18 protein-coding genes, 5 tRNA genes and 3 rRNA genes are annotated in these 21665 nt (G+C 65.7%); 6 read left to right on the forward strand and 20 right to left on the reverse strand.

The genetic code is table 11. The features are described from left to right. The 4 genes from rrf to ACSHWB_RS00020 all read right to left on the reverse strand — a co-directional run bounded on the left by rrf (nt 1) and on the right by ACSHWB_RS00020 (nt 5979). Nucleotides 1-117, reverse strand: a 5S ribosomal RNA gene (rrf, locus tag ACSHWB_RS00005). Nucleotides 118-230: 113 nt separating this feature from the next. Then, a 23S ribosomal RNA gene (locus ACSHWB_RS00010) occupies nt 231-3314 on the reverse strand. A 338-nt stretch (nt 3315-3652) separates the two neighbouring features. Then, nucleotides 3653-5169, reverse strand: a 16S ribosomal RNA gene (locus ACSHWB_RS00015). Together the 16S, 23S and 5S rRNA genes form the textbook arrangement of a ribosomal RNA operon. A gap of 351 nt (nt 5170-5520) precedes the next feature. Continuing rightward, a complete protein-coding gene (locus ACSHWB_RS00020; protein ID WP_439660023.1) occupies nt 5521-5979 on the reverse strand; it encodes a nitroreductase family deazaflavin-dependent oxidoreductase in 459 nt (152 codons plus the stop codon). Between the two features lie 19 nt (nt 5980-5998). Here ACSHWB_RS00020 and ACSHWB_RS00025 point away from each other — a divergent pair, with 19 nt between their 5' ends. From ACSHWB_RS00025 to ACSHWB_RS00040, 4 genes are all read left to right on the forward strand, one after another. Then, nucleotides 5999-6949 (forward strand): lycopene cyclase family protein, encoded by a 951-nt coding sequence (locus ACSHWB_RS00025; RefSeq protein ID WP_439660024.1) that lies wholly within the window; start codon nt 5999-6001, stop codon nt 6947-6949. A gap of 123 nt (nt 6950-7072) precedes the next feature. Continuing rightward, nucleotides 7073-8749 carry a GGDEF domain-containing protein gene (locus ACSHWB_RS00030; RefSeq protein ID WP_439660025.1) on the forward strand — a complete coding sequence of 559 codons (1677 nt, stop codon included), beginning with the start codon at nt 7073-7075 and terminating at the stop codon, nt 8747-8749. Between the two features lie 154 nt (nt 8750-8903). Then, the gene (locus ACSHWB_RS00035; protein WP_439660026.1) at nt 8904-9968 is read left to right on the forward strand and encodes a carboxylate-amine ligase; all 1065 of its coding nucleotides are present in this window, start codon (nt 8904-8906) and stop codon (nt 9966-9968) included. 72 nt (nt 9969-10040) lie between these two features. After that, nucleotides 10041-10841, forward strand: coding sequence for an SAM-dependent methyltransferase (locus ACSHWB_RS00040; protein WP_439660027.1), 801 nt, complete (start codon nt 10041-10043; stop codon nt 10839-10841). Here ACSHWB_RS00040 and ACSHWB_RS00045 read toward each other — a convergent pair. Genes ACSHWB_RS00045 through ACSHWB_RS00055 form a run of 3 tightly spaced genes read right to left on the reverse strand, consistent with a single transcriptional unit; the run spans nt 10838 to nt 13934 of the window. Beyond that, nucleotides 10838-11668 (reverse strand): UbiA prenyltransferase family protein, encoded by an 831-nt coding sequence (locus ACSHWB_RS00045; protein WP_439660028.1) that lies wholly within the window; start codon nt 11666-11668, stop codon nt 10838-10840. The genes ACSHWB_RS00040 and ACSHWB_RS00045 overlap by 4 nt on opposite strands. Then, nucleotides 11656-12732 carry a cytochrome P450 gene (locus tag ACSHWB_RS00050; protein ID WP_439660029.1) on the reverse strand — a complete coding sequence of 359 codons (1077 nt, stop codon included), beginning with the start codon at nt 12730-12732 and terminating at the stop codon, nt 11656-11658. The genes ACSHWB_RS00045 and ACSHWB_RS00050 overlap by 13 nt, the downstream gene beginning before the upstream one ends. Further along, the gene (locus ACSHWB_RS00055; protein ID WP_439660030.1) at nt 12729-13934 is read right to left on the reverse strand and encodes a hypothetical protein; all 1206 of its coding nucleotides are present in this window, start codon (nt 13932-13934) and stop codon (nt 12729-12731) included. Before ACSHWB_RS00055 ends, ACSHWB_RS00050 begins: the two co-directional genes overlap by 4 nt. Before the next feature lie 188 nt (nt 13935-14122). Between ACSHWB_RS00055 and ACSHWB_RS00060 the strand changes: the two genes are divergently transcribed. Then, nucleotides 14123-14533, forward strand: coding sequence for a CBS domain-containing protein (locus tag ACSHWB_RS00060; protein ID WP_439660031.1), 411 nt, complete (start codon nt 14123-14125; stop codon nt 14531-14533). Here the strand turns inward: ACSHWB_RS00060 and ACSHWB_RS00065 are convergent. The 7 genes from ACSHWB_RS00065 to ACSHWB_RS00095 form a co-directional block, all read right to left on the reverse strand. Further along, nucleotides 14524-14970 carry an NUDIX domain-containing protein gene (locus ACSHWB_RS00065; RefSeq protein ID WP_439660032.1) on the reverse strand — a complete coding sequence of 149 codons (447 nt, stop codon included), beginning with the start codon at nt 14968-14970 and terminating at the stop codon, nt 14524-14526. The genes ACSHWB_RS00060 and ACSHWB_RS00065 overlap by 10 nt on opposite strands. Nucleotides 14971-14973: 3 nt before the next feature. Beyond that, nucleotides 14974-15798, reverse strand: a complete 825-nt coding sequence (locus ACSHWB_RS00070) for a DUF72 domain-containing protein (protein WP_439664485.1) — start codon at nt 15796-15798, stop codon at nt 14974-14976. Between the two features lie 67 nt (nt 15799-15865). After that, nucleotides 15866-15943, reverse strand: a tRNA-Ile gene (locus ACSHWB_RS00075). Between the two features lie 88 nt (nt 15944-16031). Next, nucleotides 16032-16104, reverse strand: a tRNA-Leu gene (locus tag ACSHWB_RS00080). Between the two features lies 1 nt (nt 16105). Continuing rightward, nucleotides 16106-16179 (reverse strand) — tRNA-Leu (locus tag ACSHWB_RS00085). A gap of 9 nt (nt 16180-16188) precedes the next feature. Beyond that, nucleotides 16189-16261: transfer RNA gene (locus ACSHWB_RS00090), tRNA-Gly, on the reverse strand. A 15-nt stretch (nt 16262-16276) separates the two neighbouring features. After that, nucleotides 16277-16345, reverse strand: a tRNA-Trp gene (locus ACSHWB_RS00095). Nucleotides 16346-16679: 334 nt separating this feature from the next. Between ACSHWB_RS00095 and ACSHWB_RS00100 the strand changes: the two genes are divergently transcribed. After that, the gene (locus ACSHWB_RS00100; protein ID WP_439660033.1) at nt 16680-17210 is read left to right on the forward strand and encodes an NUDIX domain-containing protein; all 531 of its coding nucleotides are present in this window, start codon (nt 16680-16682) and stop codon (nt 17208-17210) included. 52 nt (nt 17211-17262) lie between these two features. Here the strand turns inward: ACSHWB_RS00100 and ACSHWB_RS00105 are convergent, their stop codons facing one another. Genes ACSHWB_RS00105 through sufD form a run of 6 tightly spaced genes read right to left on the reverse strand, consistent with a single transcriptional unit; the run spans nt 17263 to nt 21665 of the window. Then, complete coding sequence (locus ACSHWB_RS00105; RefSeq protein ID WP_189156015.1) at nt 17263-17649, reverse strand: metal-sulfur cluster assembly factor; 387 nt, start codon at nt 17647-17649, stop codon at nt 17263-17265. Next, nucleotides 17646-18086 carry a Fe-S cluster assembly sulfur transfer protein SufU gene (sufU, locus tag ACSHWB_RS00110; RefSeq protein ID WP_439660034.1) on the reverse strand — a complete coding sequence of 147 codons (441 nt, stop codon included), beginning with the start codon at nt 18084-18086 and terminating at the stop codon, nt 17646-17648. Before sufU ends, ACSHWB_RS00105 begins: the two co-directional genes overlap by 4 nt. Further along, the gene (locus ACSHWB_RS00115) at nt 18086-19363 is read right to left on the reverse strand and encodes a cysteine desulfurase (RefSeq protein ID WP_439660035.1); all 1278 of its coding nucleotides are present in this window, start codon (nt 19361-19363) and stop codon (nt 18086-18088) included. Before ACSHWB_RS00115 ends, sufU begins: the two co-directional genes overlap by 1 nt. A gap of 26 nt (nt 19364-19389) precedes the next feature. After that, nucleotides 19390-20163: a Fe-S cluster assembly ATPase SufC gene (gene sufC / locus ACSHWB_RS00120; RefSeq protein WP_439660036.1), complete on the reverse strand. Its 774-nt coding sequence runs from the start codon at nt 20161-20163 to the stop codon at nt 19390-19392. 33 nt (nt 20164-20196) lie between these two features. After that, complete coding sequence (locus ACSHWB_RS00125) at nt 20197-20511, reverse strand: non-heme iron oxygenase ferredoxin subunit (RefSeq protein ID WP_093601368.1); 315 nt, start codon at nt 20509-20511, stop codon at nt 20197-20199. Then, complete coding sequence (gene sufD, locus ACSHWB_RS00130; protein WP_439660037.1) at nt 20508-21665, reverse strand: Fe-S cluster assembly protein SufD; 1158 nt, start codon at nt 21663-21665, stop codon at nt 20508-20510. The genes ACSHWB_RS00125 and sufD overlap by 4 nt, the downstream gene beginning before the upstream one ends.

Below are 21665 nucleotides of genomic sequence, written 5' to 3' on the forward strand. Positions count from 1 at the left end.
GTTCGGCGGCGACCTACTCTCCCACACCGTAACCAGTGCAGTACCATCGGCGCAGAAGGGCTTAACTACCGGGTTCGGAATGGGACCGGGTGTTTCCCCAACGCTATGACCACCGAAACACTATGGAGATATCAACCAGAAACCCCGAACCAACAGGATGTGACCCTGCCGGGGGCTTCGATCGGTTCTGGTTGTTCTTCCAGAACCGCACAGTGGATGCGTAGCGTCTTTGTAACAAGTCCTCGGCCTATTAGTACCAGTCAGCTCCAACCGTTACCGGTCTTCCACCTCTGGCCTATCAACCCAGTGGTCTAGCTGGGGGCCTTAACTCACGAAGAGTGGGATACCTCATCTTGGAACGAGCTTCCCGCTTAGATGCCTTCAGCGGTTATCCCTTCCGAACGTAGCCAACCAGCAATGCTCTTGGCAGAACAACTGGCACACCAGCGGTCCGTCCGTCCCGGTCCTCTCGTACTAGGGACAGCCTTCCTCAAGTATCCTACGCGCGCGGCGGATAGGGACCGAACTGTCTCACGACGTTCTAAACCCAGCTCGCGTACCGCTTTAATGGGCGAACAGCCCAACCCTTGGGACCTACTCCAGCCCCAGGATGCGACGAGCCGACATCGAGGTGCCAAACCATCCCGTCGATATGGACTCTTGGGGAAGATCAGCCTGTTATCCCCGGGGTACCTTTTATCCGTTGAGCGACCACGCTTCCACAAGCCATGGCCGGATCACTAGTTCCGACTTTCGTCCCTGCTCGACCCGTCAGTCTCACAGTCAAGCTCCCTTGTGCACTTGCACTCAACACCTGATTGCCAACCAGGCTGAGGGAACCTTTGAGCGCCTCCGTTACTCTTTGGGAGGCAACCGCCCCAGTTAAACTACCCACCAGGCACTGTCCCTGATCCGGATCACGGACCGAGGTTAGACATCCAATACGACCAGAGTGGTATTTCAACGATGACTCCACAACCACTGGCGTGGCCGCTTCACAGTCTCCCACCTATCCTACACAAGCCGAATCGAACACCAATACCAAGCTATAGTAAAGGTCCCGGGGTCTTTCCGTCCTGCCGCGCGTAACGAGCATCTTTACTCGTAATGCAATTTCGCCGGGCCTGCGGTTGAGACAGTCGAGAAGTCGTTACGCCATTCGTGCAGGTCGGAACTTACCCGACAAGGAATTTCGCTACCTTAGGATGGTTATAGTTACCACCGCCGTTTACTGGCGCTTAAGTTCTCAGCTTCGCCCTTGCGGACTAACCGGTCCCCTTAACGTTCCAGCACCGGGCAGGCGTCAGTCCATATACATCGTCTTGCGACTTCGCATGGACCTGTGTTTTTAGTAAACAGTCGCTTCTCGCTGGTCTCTGCGGCCGTCTCGCCCTAGCCTGCAAGAGGCTTCAAGCGCTACGGCCCCCCTTCTCCCGAAGTTACGGGGGCATTTTGCCGAGTTCCTTAACCACAGTTCGCCCGATCGCCTTGGTATTCTCTACCTGACCACCTGTGTCGGTTTGGGGTACGGGCCGCGTGAAAGCTCGCTAGAGGCTTTTCTCGGCAGCATGGGATCACTCTACTTCGCCTCAATCGGCTACGCATCACGTCTCAGCCTATATGAACTGCGGATTTGCCTACAGTTCGGCCTACACGCTTGCACCAGTACTACCACTCACTGGCGGAGCTACCCTCCTGCGTCACCCCATCGCTTGACTACTACAAGTTCAGGTCCCGCGCTCCACATTCCGCTAACTCCCGAAGGAGTTTCGCAGGTGCTTTGGGCGGTTAGTATCACAAGGTTCATCATGGGCGCGTTCACACGGGTACGGGAATATCAACCCGTTGTCCATCGACTACGCCTGTCGGCCTCGCCTTAGGTCCCGACTTACCCTGGGCGGATTAGCCTGGCCCAGGAACCCTTGGTCATCCGGCGGACGAGTTTCTCACTCGTCTTTCGCTACTCATGCCTGCATTCTCACTCGCATAGCGTCCACGGCTGGATTACTCCGCCGCTTCAACCGCTACACGACGCTCCCCTACCCATCCCGAGTAAACTCGAAATGACACAGCTTCGGTGGTGTGCTTAAGCCCCGCTACATTGTCGGCGCAGGACCACTTGACCAGTGAGCTATTACGCACTCTTTAAAGGGTGGCTGCTTCTAAGCCAACCTCCTGGCTGTCTGTGCGACCCCACATCCTTTCCCACTTAGCACACACTTAGGGACCTTAGCTGGCGTTCTGGGCTGTTTCCCTCTCGACTACGAAGCTTATCCCCCGCAGTCTCACTGCCGCGCTCTCACACCTCGGTATTCGGAGTTTGGTTGATTTCGGTAAGCTTGTGGGCCCCCTAGACCATCCAGTGCTCTACCCCCGAGGTGAAACACACGACGCTGCACCTAAATGCATTTCGGGGAGAACCAGCTATCACGGTGTTTGATTGGCCTTTCACCCCTAACCACAGCTCATCCCCCAGGTTTTCAACCCTGGTGGGTTCGGGCCTCCACGCGGTCTTACCCGCGCTTCACCCTGGCCATGGCTAGATCACACCGCTTCGGGTCTAGACCACGCGACTCAAGCGCCCTATTCAGACTCGCTTTCGCTACGGCTACCCCACACGGGTTAACCTCGCCACGTAGCACTAACTCGCAGGCTCATTCTTCAAAAGGCACGCCGTCACCCCTAAAGGCTCCGACGGATTGTAGGCACACGGTTTCAGGTACTATTTCACTCCCCTCCCGGGGTACTTTTCATCTTTCCCTCACGGTACTAGTCCGCTATCGGTCACCAGGGAGTATTTAGGCTTAGCGGGTGGTCCCGCCAGATTCACAGCGAATTTCACGAGTACGCTGCTACTTGGGAACACTCTAAACAGACATCGAGTTTTCGAGTACGGGAGTTTCACCCTCTACGCTCGTGCTTTCCAGACACGTTCCTCTAACCACAATGTTTTCTGACTGTTCGCTAGCTCGGCAGAACTAGCCAAGAGGTCCCACGACCCCGCGAATGCAACCCCTGCCGGGTATCACACAGACGCGGTTTAGCCTCTTCCGCTTTCGCTCGCCACTACTCACGGAATCACGGTTGTTTTCTCTTCCTGCGGGTACTGAGATGTTTCACTTCCCCGCGTTCCCTCCACATACCCTATGTGTTCAGGTATGGGTGAACCCACATGACTGGGTCCGGGTTTCCCCATTCGGAAATTCTAGGATCTCAGCTCGGTTGACAGCTCCCCTAGACTTTTCGCAGTCTCCTACGTCCTTCATCGGCTCCTGGTGCCAAGACATCCACCGTATGCCCTTACTAACTTGCTACAAAGATGCTCGCATCCACTGTGCAGTTCTCAAAGAACAATCAGACCCACCAGCTCTACTGCGAACGCCGGCCTGACCAATGCCAGGTGGTTCATCCGCGTCTGATGGCCGATCACTGAAAGACACAAAGCGTGTTCTCTCAGGACCCAACAGCGTACCGATCTGTTCATCCAGCCCTCGCGACACCTTTCCACGCTCCGAAGAGCAGTACTCACTGTCGTGACAACCGAACGTCTAGCCAGCCAGCATCCACTAATGAGCCTCGCCCCGCTGAACGGGTGCGAGTTCTGACTACCGCTCGGAACGTTTGCCCAAGATCGGCAGTAGATGCTCCTTAGAAAGGAGGTGATCCAGCCGCACCTTCCGGTACGGCTACCTTGTTACGACTTCGTCCCAATCGCCAGTCCCACCTTCGACCGCTCTCCCCCTTGCGGGTTGAGCCACGGGCTTCGGGTGTTACCGACTTTCGTGACGTGACGGGCGGTGTGTACAAGGCCCGGGAACGTATTCACCGCAGCGTTGCTGATCTGCGATTACTAGCGACTCCGACTTCACGGGGTCGAGTTGCAGACCCCGATCCGAACTGAGACCGGCTTTATGGGATTCGCTCCACCTCACGGCTTAGCAGCCCTTTGTACCGGCCATTGTAGCATGTGTGAAGCCCTGGACATAAGGGGCATGATGACTTGACGTCATCCCCACCTTCCTCCGAGTTGACCCCGGCAGTCTCCCATGAGTCCCCACCATTACGTGCTGGCAACATGGAACGAGGGTTGCGCTCGTTGCGGGACTTAACCCAACATCTCACGACACGAGCTGACGACAGCCATGCACCACCTGTGAACCAGCCACAAGGGAGGCTCTATCTCTAGAGCTTTCTAGTCCATGTCAAGCCCAGGTAAGGTTCTTCGCGTTGCATCGAATTAATCCACATGCTCCGCCGCTTGTGCGGGCCCCCGTCAATTCCTTTGAGTTTTAGCCTTGCGGCCGTACTCCCCAGGCGGGGTGCTTAATGCGTTAGCTGCGGCACAGAGGGCGTGGAAGCCCCCCACACCTAGCACCCACCGTTTACGGCGTGGACTACCAGGGTATCTAATCCTGTTCGCTCCCCACGCTTTCGCTCCTCAGCGTCAGTGTCGGCCCAGAGACCCGCCTTCGCCACCGGTGTTCCTCCTGATATCTGCGCATTTCACCGCTACACCAGGAATTCCAGTCTCCCCTGCCGAACTCAAGTCTGCCCGTATCGACCGCAAGCTTGGAGTTAAGCCCCAAGTTTTCACGGCCGACGCGACAAACCGCCTACGAGCTCTTTACGCCCAATAATTCCGGACAACGCTCGCACCCTACGTATTACCGCGGCTGCTGGCACGTAGTTAGCCGGTGCTTCTTCTGCAGGTACCGTCACTTGCGCTTCGTCCCTGCTGAAAGAGGTTTACAACCCGAAGGCCGTCATCCCTCACGCGGCGTCGCTGCATCAGGCTTTCGCCCATTGTGCAATATTCCCCACTGCTGCCTCCCGTAGGAGTCTGGGCCGTGTCTCAGTCCCAGTGTGGCCGGTCACCCTCTCAGGCCGGCTACCCGTCGTCGCCTTGGTAGGCCATTACCCCACCAACAAGCTGATAGGCCGCGGGTCCATCCCATACCGCCGGAACTTTCCACCACCGATCATGCGATCAGTGGTCGTATCCGGTATTAGACCTCGTTTCCAAGGCTTATCCCAGAGTACAGGGCAGGTTACCCACGTGTTACTCACCCGTTCGCCGCTCGTGTACCCCGAAGGGCCTTACCGCTCGACTTGCATGTGTTAAGCACGCCGCCAGCGTTCGTCCTGAGCCAGGATCAAACTCTCCAATAAGGATTGTGTTTGATCGCTCCAGACGGAATATGTCTGGCATCAATCTAGTCTTGCCTCAAAGGAACTACCTCGACGAGGAGGTAATTCATATATTACTGGCTGTGTTTCGGCACGCTGTTGAGTTCTCAAAGAACACGCGCTCACCGCAGTCACATCAGCTTTTCGCTGACTTACTTCCGGGGCTGTGTTTGAAGCTTATTTGGTGTTGCGAGCCGGTGTCAAATCGGCCTCTCAGAGGCTTTTGTCTTCCGGCTTTTTGTCAGGCCCGTTCCGGCTTGTTTCCCGGCCCGTGTCGCTCTGACTTGGAGAACATTACACGGGGCACTTTCGATCTCCAAATCGGGGGGTCACCTAAGCGCTCGAACCGCCGTTGACCTGCGCGTTCGTCACCGCGAACACCGGATGCGCGGCAGCCTCCGCCTCGAACGCCGAGACGGGGTCCCCGACCCGTGCGTCGAAGAAAGGCCTAGTCACGGGCTCCTTGCGCACATAAGCGGCCAGCACGGGTGCCGCGACGGCCGCGGAAACCTCGTTCAAAACGACTTGACGTGACCTACGTCCCCTTCGCAGGACCGCCGAACCGGCTGCCCGTGCGTTGTGCACCCAGTCGCGCACGCCGTACGGCGCGACGAGCCACTCCTGGCCGTCGTGCTCCATCAGGCGAATGGGAATCGTCCGCTCCGCACCGCTGCGCCGGCCACGAATGGTCAGCAGCACGTAGTAGGAGGGCGCGATGCCGAGAGAGACAGCGCGACTGATGACGATGTTGCCGACACGACGTACGAGGTGTTGTCGGTAGGTCTTGGCCACAGGGTCAATCATGGACCTCGTGACGTTCGACGTGGTGGTGATTGGTGGAGGTCCGGCCGGCCGTGCGCTCGCTCGCGCGTGCGCACAGGAAGGTCTCCACACGGCGATCGTCGACCGACACCCGCACCGCCCCTGGACGGCGACGTACGGCGCGTGGGCCGACGAGCTCCCGCCGAACACCCCGACCAGCGCCACGAGCACGACTGTTCGCGCCTACGCGCGCGAGGAGCACCTGATCCAGCGCACCTACGTCGTTCTGGACAACGCCAAGCTCCACGAACTGCCGGACACCGTCGAAGTCCTCCGACGGCCAGAACCAGCGCGCCACACGTTCAACGCCACAGGTGCACGCAAGGGCCGTGCCGAACAAACGGCCGTAGGCACGGTCATCGAGTCGGACAGCACCGAGACGACGTTGATGGACTGGCGTGGCAACGGCGACACGTTCCTCTACACGGTCCCTCTGGGCAACAACCGCGTCCTCGTCGAAGAGACCTGTCTGGCGCGCAGCCCCGGTATGCCGCTCGACGAACTCCGCGAACGCTTGCACGCCCGCCTCAGCCCGAGCGAGGAAGAAGAACGCGTCCGCTTCCCCCTCGACGCCCCCAGGGCCGCACAAGCGTTCGGAGCGGCGGCCGGCTTCACCCACCCGGCGACGGGCTACAGCGTCGCCACCTCACTGCACCTCGCCCCGCAGGTCGCGCAAGCGATCAAGGCGAACGAGGACCCGAAGCACGTCATCTGGCCCACCAAGGCCCGCGTCGTGCACGCCATGCGCAACCACGGCCTCAAAGCCCTCCTCCGCCTCGACGGCGAGGAGACCCGGGACTTCTTCGAGCTGTTCTTCCAGCTCGACCCGGAACTGCAGCGCGCCTACCTGTCCGGCCGCGAGGACGTCAGCGGAACAGTGCGGGCCATGGCCGCCCTGTTCCGGGCCGCGCCAGCCCACCTCAGGTGGAAACTCCGCTAGCAAACTCCCAGCGTGAACGCCGTGTCACCGTGCGCATCCCCGGCGTGGCAAATCGTCGCCAACCTCATGAACAGCTGGTGAACCCACTTGGTGCGCGTCGTTCGCACCGGCACGATCGAAGGCGTGCCCGCCTTGCTGGATGACGTCAGGTTCGCCTTCCAGCCGCTGTTCAACCTGAACACCGGGGGCGTCGTCGCGATCGAGGCTCTGGCCCGGCCGCACGACGGCAGCGTGCAGGATCTGCTCCAGGCCGCCTTCCAGGCCGGCCTGCTGACCAACGCCGACGTCGGACTCGCCTGCCGCGCCGTTCGTTCCGCGGCCGACTTCGACCTGATGCTGCCCCTGCACGTGAACCTGCTCGCGATCACGGTCGCGGACAAGCCCGAGGTCATGAGCCCTCTATACGGCGCTCTGCGGGACGCGGGACGTGCACCGGACAGCATCGTCATCGAGATCGGCGAACCGTACTCACGCGCCAATCGCGCGCGCCTCGCCCGTGGCATGCAAACGCTGCGGAACAACGGTTTCCGCATCGCGCTCGACTGCGTGGGCGAGGGCGACGTGCCGCTCGGCCTGCTGACCAGTGCCTCTCCTGACTACATCAAGCTCGACCGCGAGATCGTCCGCACGCTGCCCGACGACGCCGCGCGGGGTGCGCTGGTGAAATCGTTGGTGCACCTCGGCGAGTACACGGGCGGCCAGGTCGTGGCCGAGGGTGTGGAGACCGAGGCGGAACTCACGTACCTGCGCAAGCTGGGGGTGGGGTACGCGCAGGGTCGTTTCCTCGCTCCCCCGCAGCGAAGACCTGCGGTGAACGCCCGCATCGCGCCCGAGGCGGTCACGGAGACCGGCGAGATCCGGCGCAGCAACACAGGTCCCCGGATCACGGCTTTCCTGCACCCGGCGACGACGCTGCCCGAGAACGCGACCAGCGAGGAGGTGCGTGAGGTTCTCGCCTCACAGCCTTCGGTCACGGGTGTCGTCCTCGTGGACGAGGAGGGGCGCCCGAAGTGGTCGGTGGACCGCAACCGGTTCCTGCTCGCGGTCACCGGTCCGTACGGGCACGCCCTGCACGCCAAGCGTGAGGCCGCACGGCTCGCGGACAAGCCGCACGTCATCGGCACCGAGTCGTCGGCGCTCGAACTGCTGGACGTGGTGGCGGGTGCGAACCGTGAGCGCACCAACGACGACCTCATCGTCGTGGACCACAACGAGCGGTGCATGGGTGTCGTGCGCGTGGCCGACGTCGTGCGCGGTGTCGCCGAGCTCAAGGTGGAACAGGCGGCGGCGCTGAGCCCGTTGACGCGACTCCCCGGCAGTGACGCGGTGGCGAGGGAAGTGGACCGGCGCATCGAGGCCGGTGAGATCTTCGCGATCTCCTGGCTGGACGTCGACAGCTTCAAGCTGGTCAACGACACGGTCGGCTTCGCGGCGGGCGACGACCTGATCCGCGAGATCGGGCACGACCTGGCGGACCTCGCGCACACGTTCCCCGGCGTGCAGGTCGGGCACGTCGGTGGCGACGACTTCCTCCTCCTCGCCGGGCTCGACGAGACGGTGCCGCTGAGTGCGCGTTTGCTCGACAAGCCATACACGGCAGAGGGACGACACGTGACCCTCTCTCTTGCGACCCTTATCTGTGCCCCCGGATCGGTGGGGTCGTATCGCGAGGTGTCGCGGTTGCTGGCGCCAGTGAAGGAGCACGCGAAGTCGCTCGCCGGGTCCAGCTGGGTCATGGGCCGGCCGGGGACCGAACGACGTGACGTGCTGCGTGGTGTCGCGCAACGCGCGGTGAGTTAACAAGTACAACCAAACGCCTCCTGTGCGGCGCTCTGATCACTCATAGCATCGAGAGTGCTACTCAGCGCACTGGAGGTTCGGCGTGCACGTCGGCAGCAGAACTCAATCGGTACCAGCGCAGCGCACGAGCCCGGACGGCATCCTCACCGTTGGGGTGGAAGAAGAGTTCGTTCTCGTCGAAGCCTCCACCGGCCATTTGGCCAACCGTGCCAAGGAAGTCCTCGCCGGCGCCGACCGGTTCGAGGTGGATCTGCAGCCGGAAATCGCGCAGTACCAGGTGGAATCGGCCAGCGGCATCTGCACGGACATGGGTGTGCTGCGCGAGCAGCTGGCCGTGGCACGGCGGGCGTTGATCGAACGGGCCGCGCGGCACGACGCGAGGCTGGCGGCGACCGGGACACCGGTGCTGGGCCTCACGATGCCGACGCCGCTGACGAACTCCCCGCGTTATCACCGGATGGCGCAGGAGATGGGAGCGCTCACCAACGATCTCGCGATCTGCGGCTGTCACGTGCACATCGGCCTGCCGGACGACGAGTCGAAGATCTTCGTGAGCAACCACCTGCGGCCGTGGCTGCCGACGATCCTGGCGCTGGGCGCGAACTCGCCGTACTGGCTCGACAGCGACACGGGGTACGCGAGCTGGCGGTACGTGGTCTGGAACCGTTGGCCCACTTCGGGTGCGCCGCCGCACTTCGACTCCGCGCCCGAGTACTTCACGGCACGGGACGAGATCGTCGCGAGCGGCGCGGCGATGGACGCGGGGATGCTCTACTGGGACATCCGGCTCTCCGCCCACCACCCCACGCTCGAGCTGCGGGTCTCCGACGTCGCGCCGACGGTGGAGGAGGCGGTGCTGATGGCCGCCCTGGTGCGCGGGATCGCCGCCACCGCACTGAGTTCCGGTGCGGCGCCGGTGAAGCTGCCGCCGCATCTGCTGAAGGTCGCGATGTGGCGTGCCGCGCGCGACGGTCTGGAGGGCTTCGGCATCGACCCGGTGACCGGCACGCCCACGCCCGCGTCGTCGATCGTCGCGTCGTTGCTGCGGTGGATCCGGCCGGCGCTGGAGCTCAGCGGCGACTACGAGATGGTGGCCACCGGGATCGACCGGTTGCTGCTCGACGGCACGGGTGCGGTGCGGCAGCGCAGGGCGTTCGCGCGCCGCGGCAGGCTGGACGACGTGGTGGGATTCCTGGTCGCCCAGACTTCGCCGATCTGATCGTTCACACGATCGGGTAAATCTCGGGTCTGCTTGGCGCGCCTCCAAGCCGCGATCCGGTACTTAATCCCCGTGGCCACCCCCATCTGGGCACCGGGAGTGAACGGTCCGGAGCTGCCCAACACCGCGCGGGTCAGGGACTACTGGCTCGGCGGCACCTGCAACACCGAGGCCGACCAGGAACTGGCGGCGCATCTCGTGTCCGCGGCACCGCACCTGCCGTACCTGTGCCGCACGCACCGCTCGTTCCTGGGCAGGGTCGTCCGGCGGCTGACCGCGCTCGGCGTGCGGCAGTTCCTCGACCTCGGCTCCGGCCTGCCCACCGCGGACAACGTGCACCTCGTCGCCCCGGACGCGAACGTGGTGTACGTGGAGATCGACCCGGCGGTGGCGGCCGAGGGCAGGGCGATCGTCGCGGATCAGCCGCGGGTGGAATACCTGTGCGCGGACCTCTGCGAACCGGAGAAGGTGCTGGAGTCGCGGGAGGTCCGCTCGACGCTGGACCTGTCGCAGCCGGTCGCGGTGCTGGCGCTCGACGTGCTGCACTTCGTCACGGACGACGCCGAACCGCACAAGGTCCTGGCCAAGTACCTGAACGCGCTGGCGCCCGGCAGTTATCTCGGGCTCTCGCACACGTGCCGCGACCCGTTCATGCTGGCCGCGGTGCAGCTCTTCGGTGCCATGTACGGGGATCAGCCGCTGCCGGTGTTCGCGTTCCGGTACCCGGAGCAGGTCGTGCAGTTCTTCGACGGCATGGAGGTCCTGGAACCCGGTGTGGTGCCGATCCCGTTGTGGGAACCGGATCTCGCGGACGTCCAGGACCGCAACCCGGAGAACTTCCAGGGATGCGGCGGACTCGCGCGCAAGCTCTAGGCCAGCAACGGGATCGCGGCCAGCACCACCGTCGACACGACGGCCAGCGTCATGCCGTACCGCAACTGCTGGCGCGCTGACGGCAGATCCCGTGCGAGCAGGAACAGCGAGCACGCGACCACACCGACGGCCGCCCAGAACGGCCCGAACCGGAACCACAGCCCGCCGCCGACCAGCAGCAACCCGCCCACGGTCAGCTGCGTGGTCGCGTTGACGGCGTGCCGGGTGCCGTACAGGACGGCCGGGGTGCGCGACCCGACGCGGGCGTCGCCGGTGCGATCGGGGACGGCCCACCACAGCGCCCGGCCCGTCGCCAGCGCCGCGGCACCGGAGAACACCAGCCACACCGCGGGGTCCGCCTGTCCCCCGGCCGCCGAGTAGGCCGTCACGCTCGGCAGCAGCCCGGCGGCGATCGCGAGCACCACCGGACCGGAATAACCGCGCCGTTTCAACCTGATCGGTTCGAGGTTGTACGCCAGGTACAGCACGAGGATCAGCCCGACGCCGGCCGCCACCTGCCACGAGACGGCGATCGCCAGCGCGAGCGCGAAGATCATCTCGAAGATCGCCAGCGCGAGGACCTTCCGCGCGCCGATCTCCTGCACCGCCTGGGCCAGATGACGTTTGTCCGCGGTGTGGATGTCGTTGCGGACGTCGGCGTAGGCGTTGAGCGGGTTGCCGGAGATGATCGCGACGAAGTTCGCGAGCACCGCGATCACCACGGCGAGGTCGAATCTCGTCGCGTAGCAGGCACCCCAGGCCGCGGCGCACGCGTAGTGCGTGCCGAAGGGGTGTTCCAGGCGGTGGAGGTAGGTCAACGCCGGCAAGCGGCCACCATCGCGAGGCTCGGCGGCGGCGCCATCGCGGCGCCCCGCAGCTGGGGTGTGCAGGATGGCGAGCTGAGCCGGACGTGCTTGTGCCGCAGCAGCGCCGTGACGATCAGGCGGATCTCCAGCAGGGCCAGGTCCTTGCCTGGGCAGTGCCGCACTCCCCCGCCGAACGGGAAGAACGCGCCGGGCGGTGGTTGCCCGCGTGCCGGGTCGAACGCGTGCGGGTTCTCGTAGGTCGCTGCCCGGCGGTGCGCGAGGTAGATGCTCGGGGTGATCACCATGCCCTCGTCGCTCATCCGGTTGCCGGCCAGCGTGGCGGGCGGGGACAGCCGGAGCGACTCCATGATCGTGGCGTCGAGGTCGGCGGTCGGTTCCGGCGTCCGGCTGATCCAGTACAACGTCCAGGCGGTGGCGCTCGCGGTGGTCTCGTGGCCCGCGAACAGGAGTGAGACGACCTGGTCGCGGAGGTCCTCCGGTGGCAGGTGCGCGGCGAGCGCCGGAGGTTCGGCGGTTCGCGCGCGGTGCAACAACATCGCGTCGAGCTGCGGATCCGACCTGGTGGCGCCGGGGGTGAGGTAGCGGTGCGCGAGGGTGCGGACGCGGCTGCCGAGGCGGCGGTCGAGCCAGCGGGTGAACGCGGTCAGCAGCTCGTCGTCGTCCACGCCGAAGACGACCCGGCCGATGATCCTGAGGGTGAGCCTCCTGGTCCACATCAGGACGCTGGTCGGGCCGGCCGGTAGTTCCGCGATCGAGCGGTCGACCATCTCCTCGATCAGCGTCCGGTACCGGGCGCCGCGCAGCATCGGGGCGAGCGTGCGGCGGTACGCGGTGTGCTCGGCGCCGTCGAGCCACAGCACGGAACGATTGCCCAGCAACGGGCTCAGCGTGCGGCTCGGCGGATGGCGCAGGTCGCGGTCGTTGCGGAACAGCGCCGCCATGACGTCCGGGTGCCAGACCAGCCAGCGCCGGTCCCGCAAGCGCACCATGCCGTCCTCGAAGTCCTCCACCGAGTCGAGGAACGGGATCATCCGCAGTGCGAACCGCAGCTCCGTCCGGTTCATCGGCACACCGCGCAGGCGAGGTGCAGCGCCGCCATGCCTTCCGCCTGCACGATTCTCGTTGGGGTGTAAAGGTCTTTGTCGTGCCAGAGCGGCGGGTGCGCACGGTCTCCCCACTCCTGCAGGAACTTCACACCACGCCTCACAGCCGTCGTGACATCGCGTGTTGTCCAAGACAGGACGCGGATGGCGTAGGCGGTCTCCTCGTAGGTGCCTTCCCAACGGCCCCACGAACCGTCCGCGTGCTGTGTGCCGAGCACCCAGTCGACGGCCTTTTCGTTGCCCCGCAAGGCGTTCACGGCGCACGCGGTGGCGTAGTAGGGCGAGGCGTGCCACTTGTCGAGCCAGTTGCCTGCCGGTTCCTGCATGTCCCGCAACCACTCCTCCAGCTCCCGGTCGTGGCCGAGGGCCTGCAGCGCGTGGGCGTTCGTGCTGGTCGACGGCGTGCGCTCGCCAGGGAAGCAGGCGAAGTGGCGGGCTTCCCGGTAACGGTCGAGGGTGCTGATCGGACCGGGGCCGTCGCACAACGCGAGGGCGTTCAGCGCGGTCGCCGTGTCGTCGGCATCGGCCGGGAGCCCTGGCCCGCCTGCCGCTCCCTCATGCGAGAACGCCGCCCTGATCAGGGAGGGCCGCGCATCGGGGACGTCCAGCCCGGCGGAGCCGAGGGCGACGATGATCCAGGACCGTTCGAACAACGGGACGGGGACGCCGGCGGGAACGGGGCCGCCATACCGTTGCTGGACGGCCTCCAGGTAGTCGAGGCCCGTGCCCTGAACGGCAGTCGCTGCCGGGCTCGCGGCGACGATGCCGCCGGCCGCGACGACCTCGGGACGGGGGCCGAAGATCTCCAGGGTGTGCCAGAGCTTGTCCGGCAACGGGCTCCGGCGCAGCGCGTGCAACGGGCGGGGGTCGAACGGCGTGCGCAGGCCGAGTCGTTCGGCGAGCGCGGGCACGATGAGCTCGACGGCGACCGTGTCGGGCAGCTTCAGCGGACGGCTGAGCAGCTTGCGCAGCGCGTCGAGACCTCTGCGGGCCGCCGGGTGCGTACCCAATGCGTCGACCGCGCTCAGCGTCGGGACCAGCGCGTACTCGCCAGGACCGCCCCACGTGCCGTCGGCGTGCTGGCTGCCGAGGAGGTAGCGGACCCTGGCGTCGTGGCCCCGCAGCCACGGGGCCAGTGCGACGAGCCTGCCCGTCTCGTACACGGACGGTGAAAGGCCACCCCAGGGATCGTCGGTCAGTTGCGCTAACAGCCCCATCGCGGCCCCCGGAGATAGCAACTGCGTAACCCTAGGCATACGGAGAGTAGCACCGCTTGGGCCGTTCAGCGGAGTACTCGGCAGGGTGGTCCGGACGCGCGGATGCTGGTGGAAAAGGCCGGAAGGAGGAGGTTGTGACGACAGCGCGCGACATCATGCACCCCGGAGTGCAGTGCGTGGACGAGGACGCGAACCTCGTCGAGGCCGCCCGCATGATGCGGGACCTCGACGTCGGATCCCTGCCCATCTGCGGCAAGGACGACCGGCTGCACGGCATCATCACCGACCGCGACATCGTGATCAGGGCCGTGGCCGGCGGCCTGGACCTGGCCGCGACCAAGGTCAGCGAGTTCGGGTGCCACGTCCACTGGGTCGACGCCTCGGACTCGGTGGCGCAGGTGCTGCGGACCATGGAGGACAACCAGATCCGGCGGGTGCCGGTGATCGAGGAGCACCGGCTGGTCGGGATGGTGTCGGAGGCGGACCTGGCCCGGCACCTGCCGGAGGACCAGCTGGCGTCGTTCGTGGAACGGGTCTACGCCTGAGGCCTGCCGTGCTCCAGGTAGCGGGTCTCGCCTGATTCCCTTGCTCGCAACGCTTCCGCGACCCTGCGGGCGAGCCTGGGGATCAGGCGCCTGCCTGCCTCGTCCGGGGGCACGAACTCGTAGGACCTCAGTTCCTCGGCCTGCAGGCGGATCTCGTCGGCGGTGGTGAGCAGGCCGCCCTCGAACACGAACAGGACGCGGTCCTGGTCGCCCTGCGGTGCCCAGTCGACCACGAGCAGCCTGCCGGGTTCCTTGACCAGGCCCAGTTCCTCCTCGATCTCACGGCGACAGGCCTCGCTCGGGGTCTCGCCGTGCTCGATCACCCCGCCCGGGATCTCCCAGTGCGGCTTGTAGGTCGGCTCGACGAGCAGAAGGCGTCCGGCGTCGTCGAAGAAGAGAGCGCCCGCCGCGGAGATCGCCCTGCTGGCGTGGTCCACGGTTCAGAACAGGGTCGCGGGCTCGACGGGCTCCGGCTCGGGCAGCGGATCGAGTCCGGGAACGAGCGCGCGCACGTCGTCGTGGAAGCGGCGGGCCAGCTCGGGTGCGTCGTCGTTGTTGGGGGTGTGCACGAAGAAGCTCGGCGAGAGGCCCTCGCCGAGCCAGTTCGCGACCACCTCGGCCCACGGCTGCCATCCCTCGACCGTCTCCTCGACGGAGTCCCGGCCCAGGTAGCGGACGACCGGCCGATCGGTCAGCGCACGCGTCCGCCGCGGCATCCTCGGCTTCTTGGCCCACGCCTCCGCCTCGCCTTCGCTGGTCGGCGGGCTCTGGAAGAGGACCTCGGTGTCGAACGTCATCCACTCGGCGCGCGCGTCGTCGAGCGTTGCTTCGAGCATTTCGGCTGAACGAGCGTCGGTGAAGAAGTCGAGGTGACGCACCTCCACCGTGCGCCGGAGCGTGGCGGGCAGCCTGCGCAGGAACCGGCCGAGCGCCTCGACGTCCTGCGGGCCGAACGACGCGGGCAGCTGCGTCCACAGCACGGCCCGTTCGCCGAGGGGTTCGATCGCGTCCAGGAACGCCCGCATCTCCACCTCGACCCCGGCGAACCTGCGCTCGTGCGTGACGACCTTCGGCAGTTTCACCACGAACCGGAAACCGGGATCGGTCTGCTGCGCCCACGTTTCCACGGTGGTCCTGGCAGGGGTCGCGTAGAAGGTGGTGTTGCCCTCGACCGCGTTGCACCAGCCCGCGTATGCCCGCAGACGTTCCTTAGGTGGCAAGGGTTGTGGCAGGAACCGTCCTGGCCACGCTTTGTGGTTCCACATCGCGCAGCCGACGTGAAGACGTGCCACCCCTACCCACTCCCGTCGGTCGTGGGTCCAATTTATCGTGTGGTCGTCCCGCCAGGATTTGAACCTGGGACCTACCGCGTATCAGACGGACGCTCTCACCGGACTGAGCTACGGGACGGAGTGGAAGACGAGGGTGTCGAACCCTCCAGGGCGATCTTGCAAGGATCACCTGCGCGCCGGCGCGTCCCCCCTATTCGGTTGTGCGGTGCCGCGGGCAGGATTCGAACCTGCACTGGACGCGTTCTGAGCGCGTTGCCTCTTCCGTTGGGCTACCGGGGCGTGCGGATCCGGGGAGTCGAACCCCGACTGTCATGGCCCTCAACCATGTGCCTCTGCCAGTTGGACCAGATCCGCAGTGGAACGAGCGGTCGGAGGGCATCGAACCCTCTTCTTCGGTTTGGAAGACCGACGTGTCCGCCGAGTTCACCACGACCGCATTGTTTTCGAGCAGCACCGATGGAAGGAGTCGAACCCTCGGGCAACGGGTTTGGAATCCGTTCCGCTTCCCAAGCTCATCGGTATCGGGGCAGGACAAAAAGAAAACCGCCCAGGTTTCCCGTGGGCGGCTCCGAGGTCATGACCTGGGGATCAGGTCATGGCGTGGAGCCCCACGCCACCGCCAGCAGACCGCCGGCGATGAGGGCGAGAATTCGCCATCCCGCGAGCTGTGCGTTGGCAAGCATGTCTTCCTCCGGTTGATCTCTGTCGTTCGTGATGGGACCAAGCTAAGCGAACGCCGAGAGCGCCCGCAACGCATTTATTCGAACTTCTCGCGGTGTTCCAGATGCTGGGTTTCTGTTTCGATGGTGTTCATGAGGGGTACCAGGCCTGGATTCGGGGTGCGTCATCCGGACATGGCGAGGTTGTTGGCCGTGCACACACCTGCCGCCACCGACGAGGTGGTCTGGCTGGACGGCGCGATGCCGTTGCTGGCCGGCGCCCATGCCGGTCCGGCCGACCTGCCCGACGAGCTGGTCACGTCGATCCGGTGCGTGGTGCGGGTCGGCGAACTGGTCGTCTTCTGCGAGAACGTCGACGGCGGCCACGTCCTGCCCGGTGGCCAACGGGAACCCGGCGAGACGCACGAGGACACCGCGACGCGCGAGGTGCACGAGGAGACCGGGTGGCTGCTCGACCGCGAAAGCCTGCGTCCGCTGGGGTGGCTGCACTTCGAACACCTCGCCCCGAGGCGTCCTGACTACCTCTACCCCTATCCGGACTTCCTCCAGGTCGTCTTCCAGGGCACCGCGACCGAACGCGCCGGCGGGTCCGACTGGACCGACACCGACGGACACGAGCTGCGTTCCTCGCTCGTGAGCGTCGCCGAGGCACGCAGGACGTCCATGAACGGCCCGCTGGCGGCGGCGTTCCTCGACCTGCTCTGAACGACGAACGGCGCGCACCCCGCAGGACGCGCGCCGTTCGAGCGAACTGGGATCAGACGGTGAAGCCGAGCGCGCGCAGCTGCTCGCGGCCGTCGTCGGTGATCTTCTCCGGGCCCCACGGCGGCATCCACACCCAGTTGATGCGGAAGTCCGACACGAGGCCGCCGCCCGTGCCACCGGTGAGGGCGGCGCGGGTCTGGTCCTCGATGACGTCGGTCAGCGGGCAGGCCGCGGACGTGAGCGTCATGTCGATGGTGGCGACGTTCTTCTCGTCGACGTGGATGTCGTAGACGAGCCCGAGGTCGACGACGTTGATGCCGAGCTCCGGGTCCACGACGTCGCGCATCGCCTCTTCGAGGTCGTCGAGCGCGGCGACGTCAGCTTTGGGCTCGAAGACCGGCATGCCTTCGGCTCCCCGGACGACTTCTTCGGTGCTCATGCTGCTCCCTGGCTTCGTGCTACTGCGTCTTTGAAGGCCATCCAGCCCAGCAGCGCGCACTTCACGCGCGCCGGGTACTTCGAGACTCCGGCGAAGGCGATGCCGTCTTCCAGGACGTCCTCGTCGGGCTCGATCTGGCCGCGGCTCTGCATCAGCTCGACGAACGCGTCCATCTTCTTGAACGCCTCGCCCACCGGCTTGCCCACGACGAGGTCGGTCAGCACCGACGTCGAGGCCTGGCTGATCGAGCAGCCCTGGCCGTCGTAGGAGACGTCCTTCACCACGTCGTCGACGAGGTGGACCCTGAGCGTCACCTCGTCGCCGCAGGTCGGGTTGACCTGGAACGACTCCGCGTCGTACGGGTCGCGCAGGCCTCGGCCGTGCGGGTTCTTGTAGTGGTCCAGGATGATCTCCTGGTACATCTGCTGGAGCTGCATCAGGCCACCCCGAAGAACTTCTGCGCCTCGCGGACCCCGTCGACCAGTGCGTCGACCTCGTCCATCGTGTTGTACAGGTAGAACGTCGCGCGCACCGACGACTGGGCGTTCAGGCAGCGGTGCAGCGGCCACGCGCAGTGGTGGCCCACGCGGACGGCGATGCCCAGGCTGTCGAGCACCTGGCCGGCGTCGTGCGGGTGGACGCCCTCGATCTCGAACGGCACGGCGCCGCCACGGTCGACCGCGTCCTGCGGGCCGATCAGGCGGACGCCCTTGACGCCCGAGAGCCCCTCGAGCGCGGCCACGGTCAGCGCGTGCTCGTGGGCGTTGATCCGCTCCATGCCGACGACGCTCAGGTAGTCCACCGCGGCACCCAGGCCGACGGCCTGGGACGTCATCGGCGAACCGGCCTCGAAGCGCTGCGGCGGCGGGGCGAACGTCGAGCCCTCCATCTTCACCAGCTCGATCATCGAGCCGCCGGTGATGAAGGGGGGCAACGCCTCCAGCAGCTCGCGACGTCCGTAGAGGACACCGATGCCGGACGGGCCGAGCATCTTGTGGCCCGAGAACGACGCGAAGTCCACGCCCAGCTTCCGGAAGTTCACCGGGCTGTGCGGAACGGACTGGCACGCGTCCAGCACCGTCAGCGCGCCGACCTTCTGCGCGGCCGCGACGAGCACCGAGACCGGGTTGATCACGCCGGTCACGTTCGACTGGTGCGTGAACGCCACGACCTTGGTGCGCGGGGTGATCACGCTGTCCACATCGGACAGGTCGAGACGGCCGTCCGGGGTCAGCTTGAACCACTTCAGCGTCGCGCCGGTGCGGGACGCGAGCTGCTGCCACGGAACGAGGTTCGCGTGGTGCTCCATCTCGGTCACGACGATCTCGTCGCCGGGACCCACGACGAAGCGCGCGGCCTCGGGACCCGAGGTCGCGGCGTTGCCCATCGCGTACGCCACGAGGTTGAAGCCCTCGGTGGCGTTCTTGGTGAACACCAGCTCGCCGAAGTCGGCGCCGACGAAGTCCGCGATGCGCTGACGCGCACCCTCGTACGCGTCGGTCGCTTCCTCTGCCAGCTGGTGTGCACCGCGGTGCACAGCGGCGTTGTGCTGCTGCAAAAACGCTTTCTCAGCGTCCAGAACCTGCGTCGGGCGTTGCGAGGTGGCGCCGGAGTCCAGGTAGACCAGGCGCTTCCCGTCACGAACGGTGCGAGACAGGATCGGGAAGTCCGCCCTGAGGGCGGCTACGTCCAGTGGTGCTGCGGTGGTGGTCACAGCGCCTCCTCTCAACACCTGCAACGTTAGGAAATTGCGGCAGCTTCCGTCTTTCCGGTGTACTTCACGTAACCCTCGGACTCGAGCACGTCGGCCAGCTCGCGGCCACCGGACTCGACGATCCGGCCGTTCGCGAAGACGTGCACGAAGTCCGGCTGGATGTACTTGAGGATCCGGGTGTAGTGCGTGATCAGCATGACGCCGACCTCACCGGAGGCCTTGTAGCGGTTGACGCCCTCGGACACGACGCGCAGGGCGTCGACGTCCAGACCGGAGTCGGTCTCGTCGAGGATCGCGATCTTCGGCTGGAGCAGGCCCAGCTGCAGGATCTCGTGGCGCTTCTTCTCACCACCGGAGAAGCCCTCGTTCACCGAACGCTCGGCGAACGCCGGGTCGATGTCGAGGTCCGCCATCGCGCCCTTGACCTCCTTCACCCAGTGGCGAAGGGCAGGGGCCTCGCCGCGGACGGCGGTGGCGGCGGTGCGCAGGAAGTTCGACATCGAGACGCCGGGGACCTCGACCGGGTACTGCATGGCGAGGAAGAGGCCCGCGCGGGCGCGCTCGTCGACGGACATCTCGAGGACGTCCTCACCGTCGAGCGTGACGGTGCCCGAGGTGATCGTGTACTTCGGGTGCCCGGCGATCGCGTAGGACAGCGTGGACTTGCCGGAGCCGTTGGGGCCCATGATGGCGTGCGTCTCGCCGGCCTTGATCGTCAGGTCGACGCCCTTGAGGATCTCCTTGGGAGCGTCCTCGCTGACGACCGAGACGTGCAGGTCCTTGATCTCAAGGGTGGCCATGACTTGCCGTTCTCCTGGTGGTGTAGCTAGAAGTCAGTTCGTGGTGACGGTGACGTCGACGAAGACGTCGCCGTCACGGATGTCGACGGCGTAGACGTCGACCGGTTCGCTGGCGGGCGGCGAGGAGGGCTTGCCGGTCTCCAGGTCGAAGCACGACCCGTGCAACCAGCACTCGATCCCCTTGCGGGAGACCTCGCCCTCGCTCAACGACACCGCGGCGTGCGAGCACAGATCCGCGAGTGCGTGCACCCGCTCGCCGTCGCGCACCAGCACCAGATCGACGTCGTCGACGCTGGCGGCGAACGGCTTGCGGTCGTCCAGTGAGGACAGTGCACACACCTTGATCACGTGCCGACCGCCTCGAGCTCTGCCTCGATGGCGGCCTCGAGGCGCTCGCGCACCTCGGGGACCGTGATCTTCGCGATCAGCTCCTGGAAGAAGCCGCGCACGACGAGACGTCGTGCCTGGTCCTCCGGGATGCCGCGCGCCTGCAGGTAGAACAGCTGCTCGTCGTCGAACCGGCCGGTGGCGCTGGCGTGGCCCGCACCCTCGATCTCGCCGGTCTCGATCTCCAGGTTCGGCACCGAGTCGGCACGCGCACCGTCGGTCAGGATCAGGTTCCGGTTCAGCTCGAACGTCTCGGTGCCCTCGGCAGCGACACGGATGAGCACGTCACCGATCCACACCGCGTGCGCGCCCTCGCCCTGCAGCGCGCCCTTGTAGACGACGTTGCTGCGGCACTTGGCCTGCGCGTGGTCGATGAACGGCCGGTGCTCCTGGTGCTGACCCGCGTCCGCGAAGTACAGACCGAACAGCTCCGCGTCGCCACCGCGACCCGCGTACTGCACGACCGGCGTCACGCGCACGACGTCGCCGCCGAGCGTGACCACGGTGTGCTTGATGGTCGCGTCGCGACCGAGCTTCACGTGGTGCTGCGAGACGTGCACGGCGTCGTCGGCCCAGTCGTGGATGGTGATCACCGTGAGGTGAGCGCCGTCCGCGACGAGGAACTCGACGTTGTCCGCGTACGCGCCGGAGCCGCGGAAGTCCAGGATCACGGTGCCCTCGGCGAACTGCGAGGCCTTGACCTGGATGTGGCCGTAGGCGACAGCGCCGACGCCCGCGCCGGTCACCGTGACGGTGGTCGGCTCGGACTTCACGTCACCGGGCAGCGTCACGATCGTGGCGTTCTCGAAGGACGAGTACGCCTGCGCCGCGACGCGGTCACCGGGGACGCCGGCCTTGCCGAGGCGCTCGTCGTCGCGACCGACGGTCTCGACCGTGACGCCTTCGGCGGCGCTCACCTCGACGGCAGCGGAACCCGTTGCCGCAGCGCCGGAGTGCAGACCGGCAAGACGCTTGAGAGGCGTGAAGCGCCAGATCTCCTCACGGCCGCCCGGGACCTCGAACGCGTTCACGTCGTAGGACGTGAAGTGCTCCGCGCGCGAGGAGACCGGGACGACAGCTCCGTGGGAGTGAGGTTTCGTAGACAGGGCGGCCAT

It is taken from the genome of Lentzea sp. HUAS TT2, from assembly GCF_051853195.1.
Lineage (GTDB): Bacteria > Actinomycetota > Actinomycetes > Mycobacteriales > Pseudonocardiaceae > Lentzea.

Excerpts from the sequence above, each read along its gene's own strand:
- ACSHWB_RS00050 (WP_439660029.1), bottom strand. The coding sequence starts at position 12,732 with ATGAACCGGACGGAGCTGCGGTTCGCACTGCGGATGATCCCGTTCCTC.
- ACSHWB_RS00070 (WP_439664485.1), bottom strand. The coding sequence starts at position 15,798 with ATGTGGAACCACAAAGCGTGGCCAGGACGGTTCCTGCCACAACCCTTG.
- ACSHWB_RS00100 (WP_439660033.1), top strand. The coding sequence starts at position 16,680 with ATGGCGAGGTTGTTGGCCGTGCACACACCTGCCGCCACCGACGAGGTG.
- ACSHWB_RS00105 (WP_189156015.1), bottom strand. The coding sequence starts at position 17,649 with ATGAGCACCGAAGAAGTCGTCCGGGGAGCCGAAGGCATGCCGGTCTTC.
- sufU (WP_439660034.1), bottom strand. The coding sequence starts at position 18,086 with ATGCAGCTCCAGCAGATGTACCAGGAGATCATCCTGGACCACTACAAG.
- sufC (WP_439660036.1), bottom strand. The coding sequence starts at position 20,163 with ATGGCCACCCTTGAGATCAAGGACCTGCACGTCTCGGTCGTCAGCGAG.
- sufD (WP_439660037.1), bottom strand. The coding sequence starts at position 21,665 with ATGGCCGCCCTGTCTACGAAACCTCACTCCCACGGAGCTGTCGTCCCG.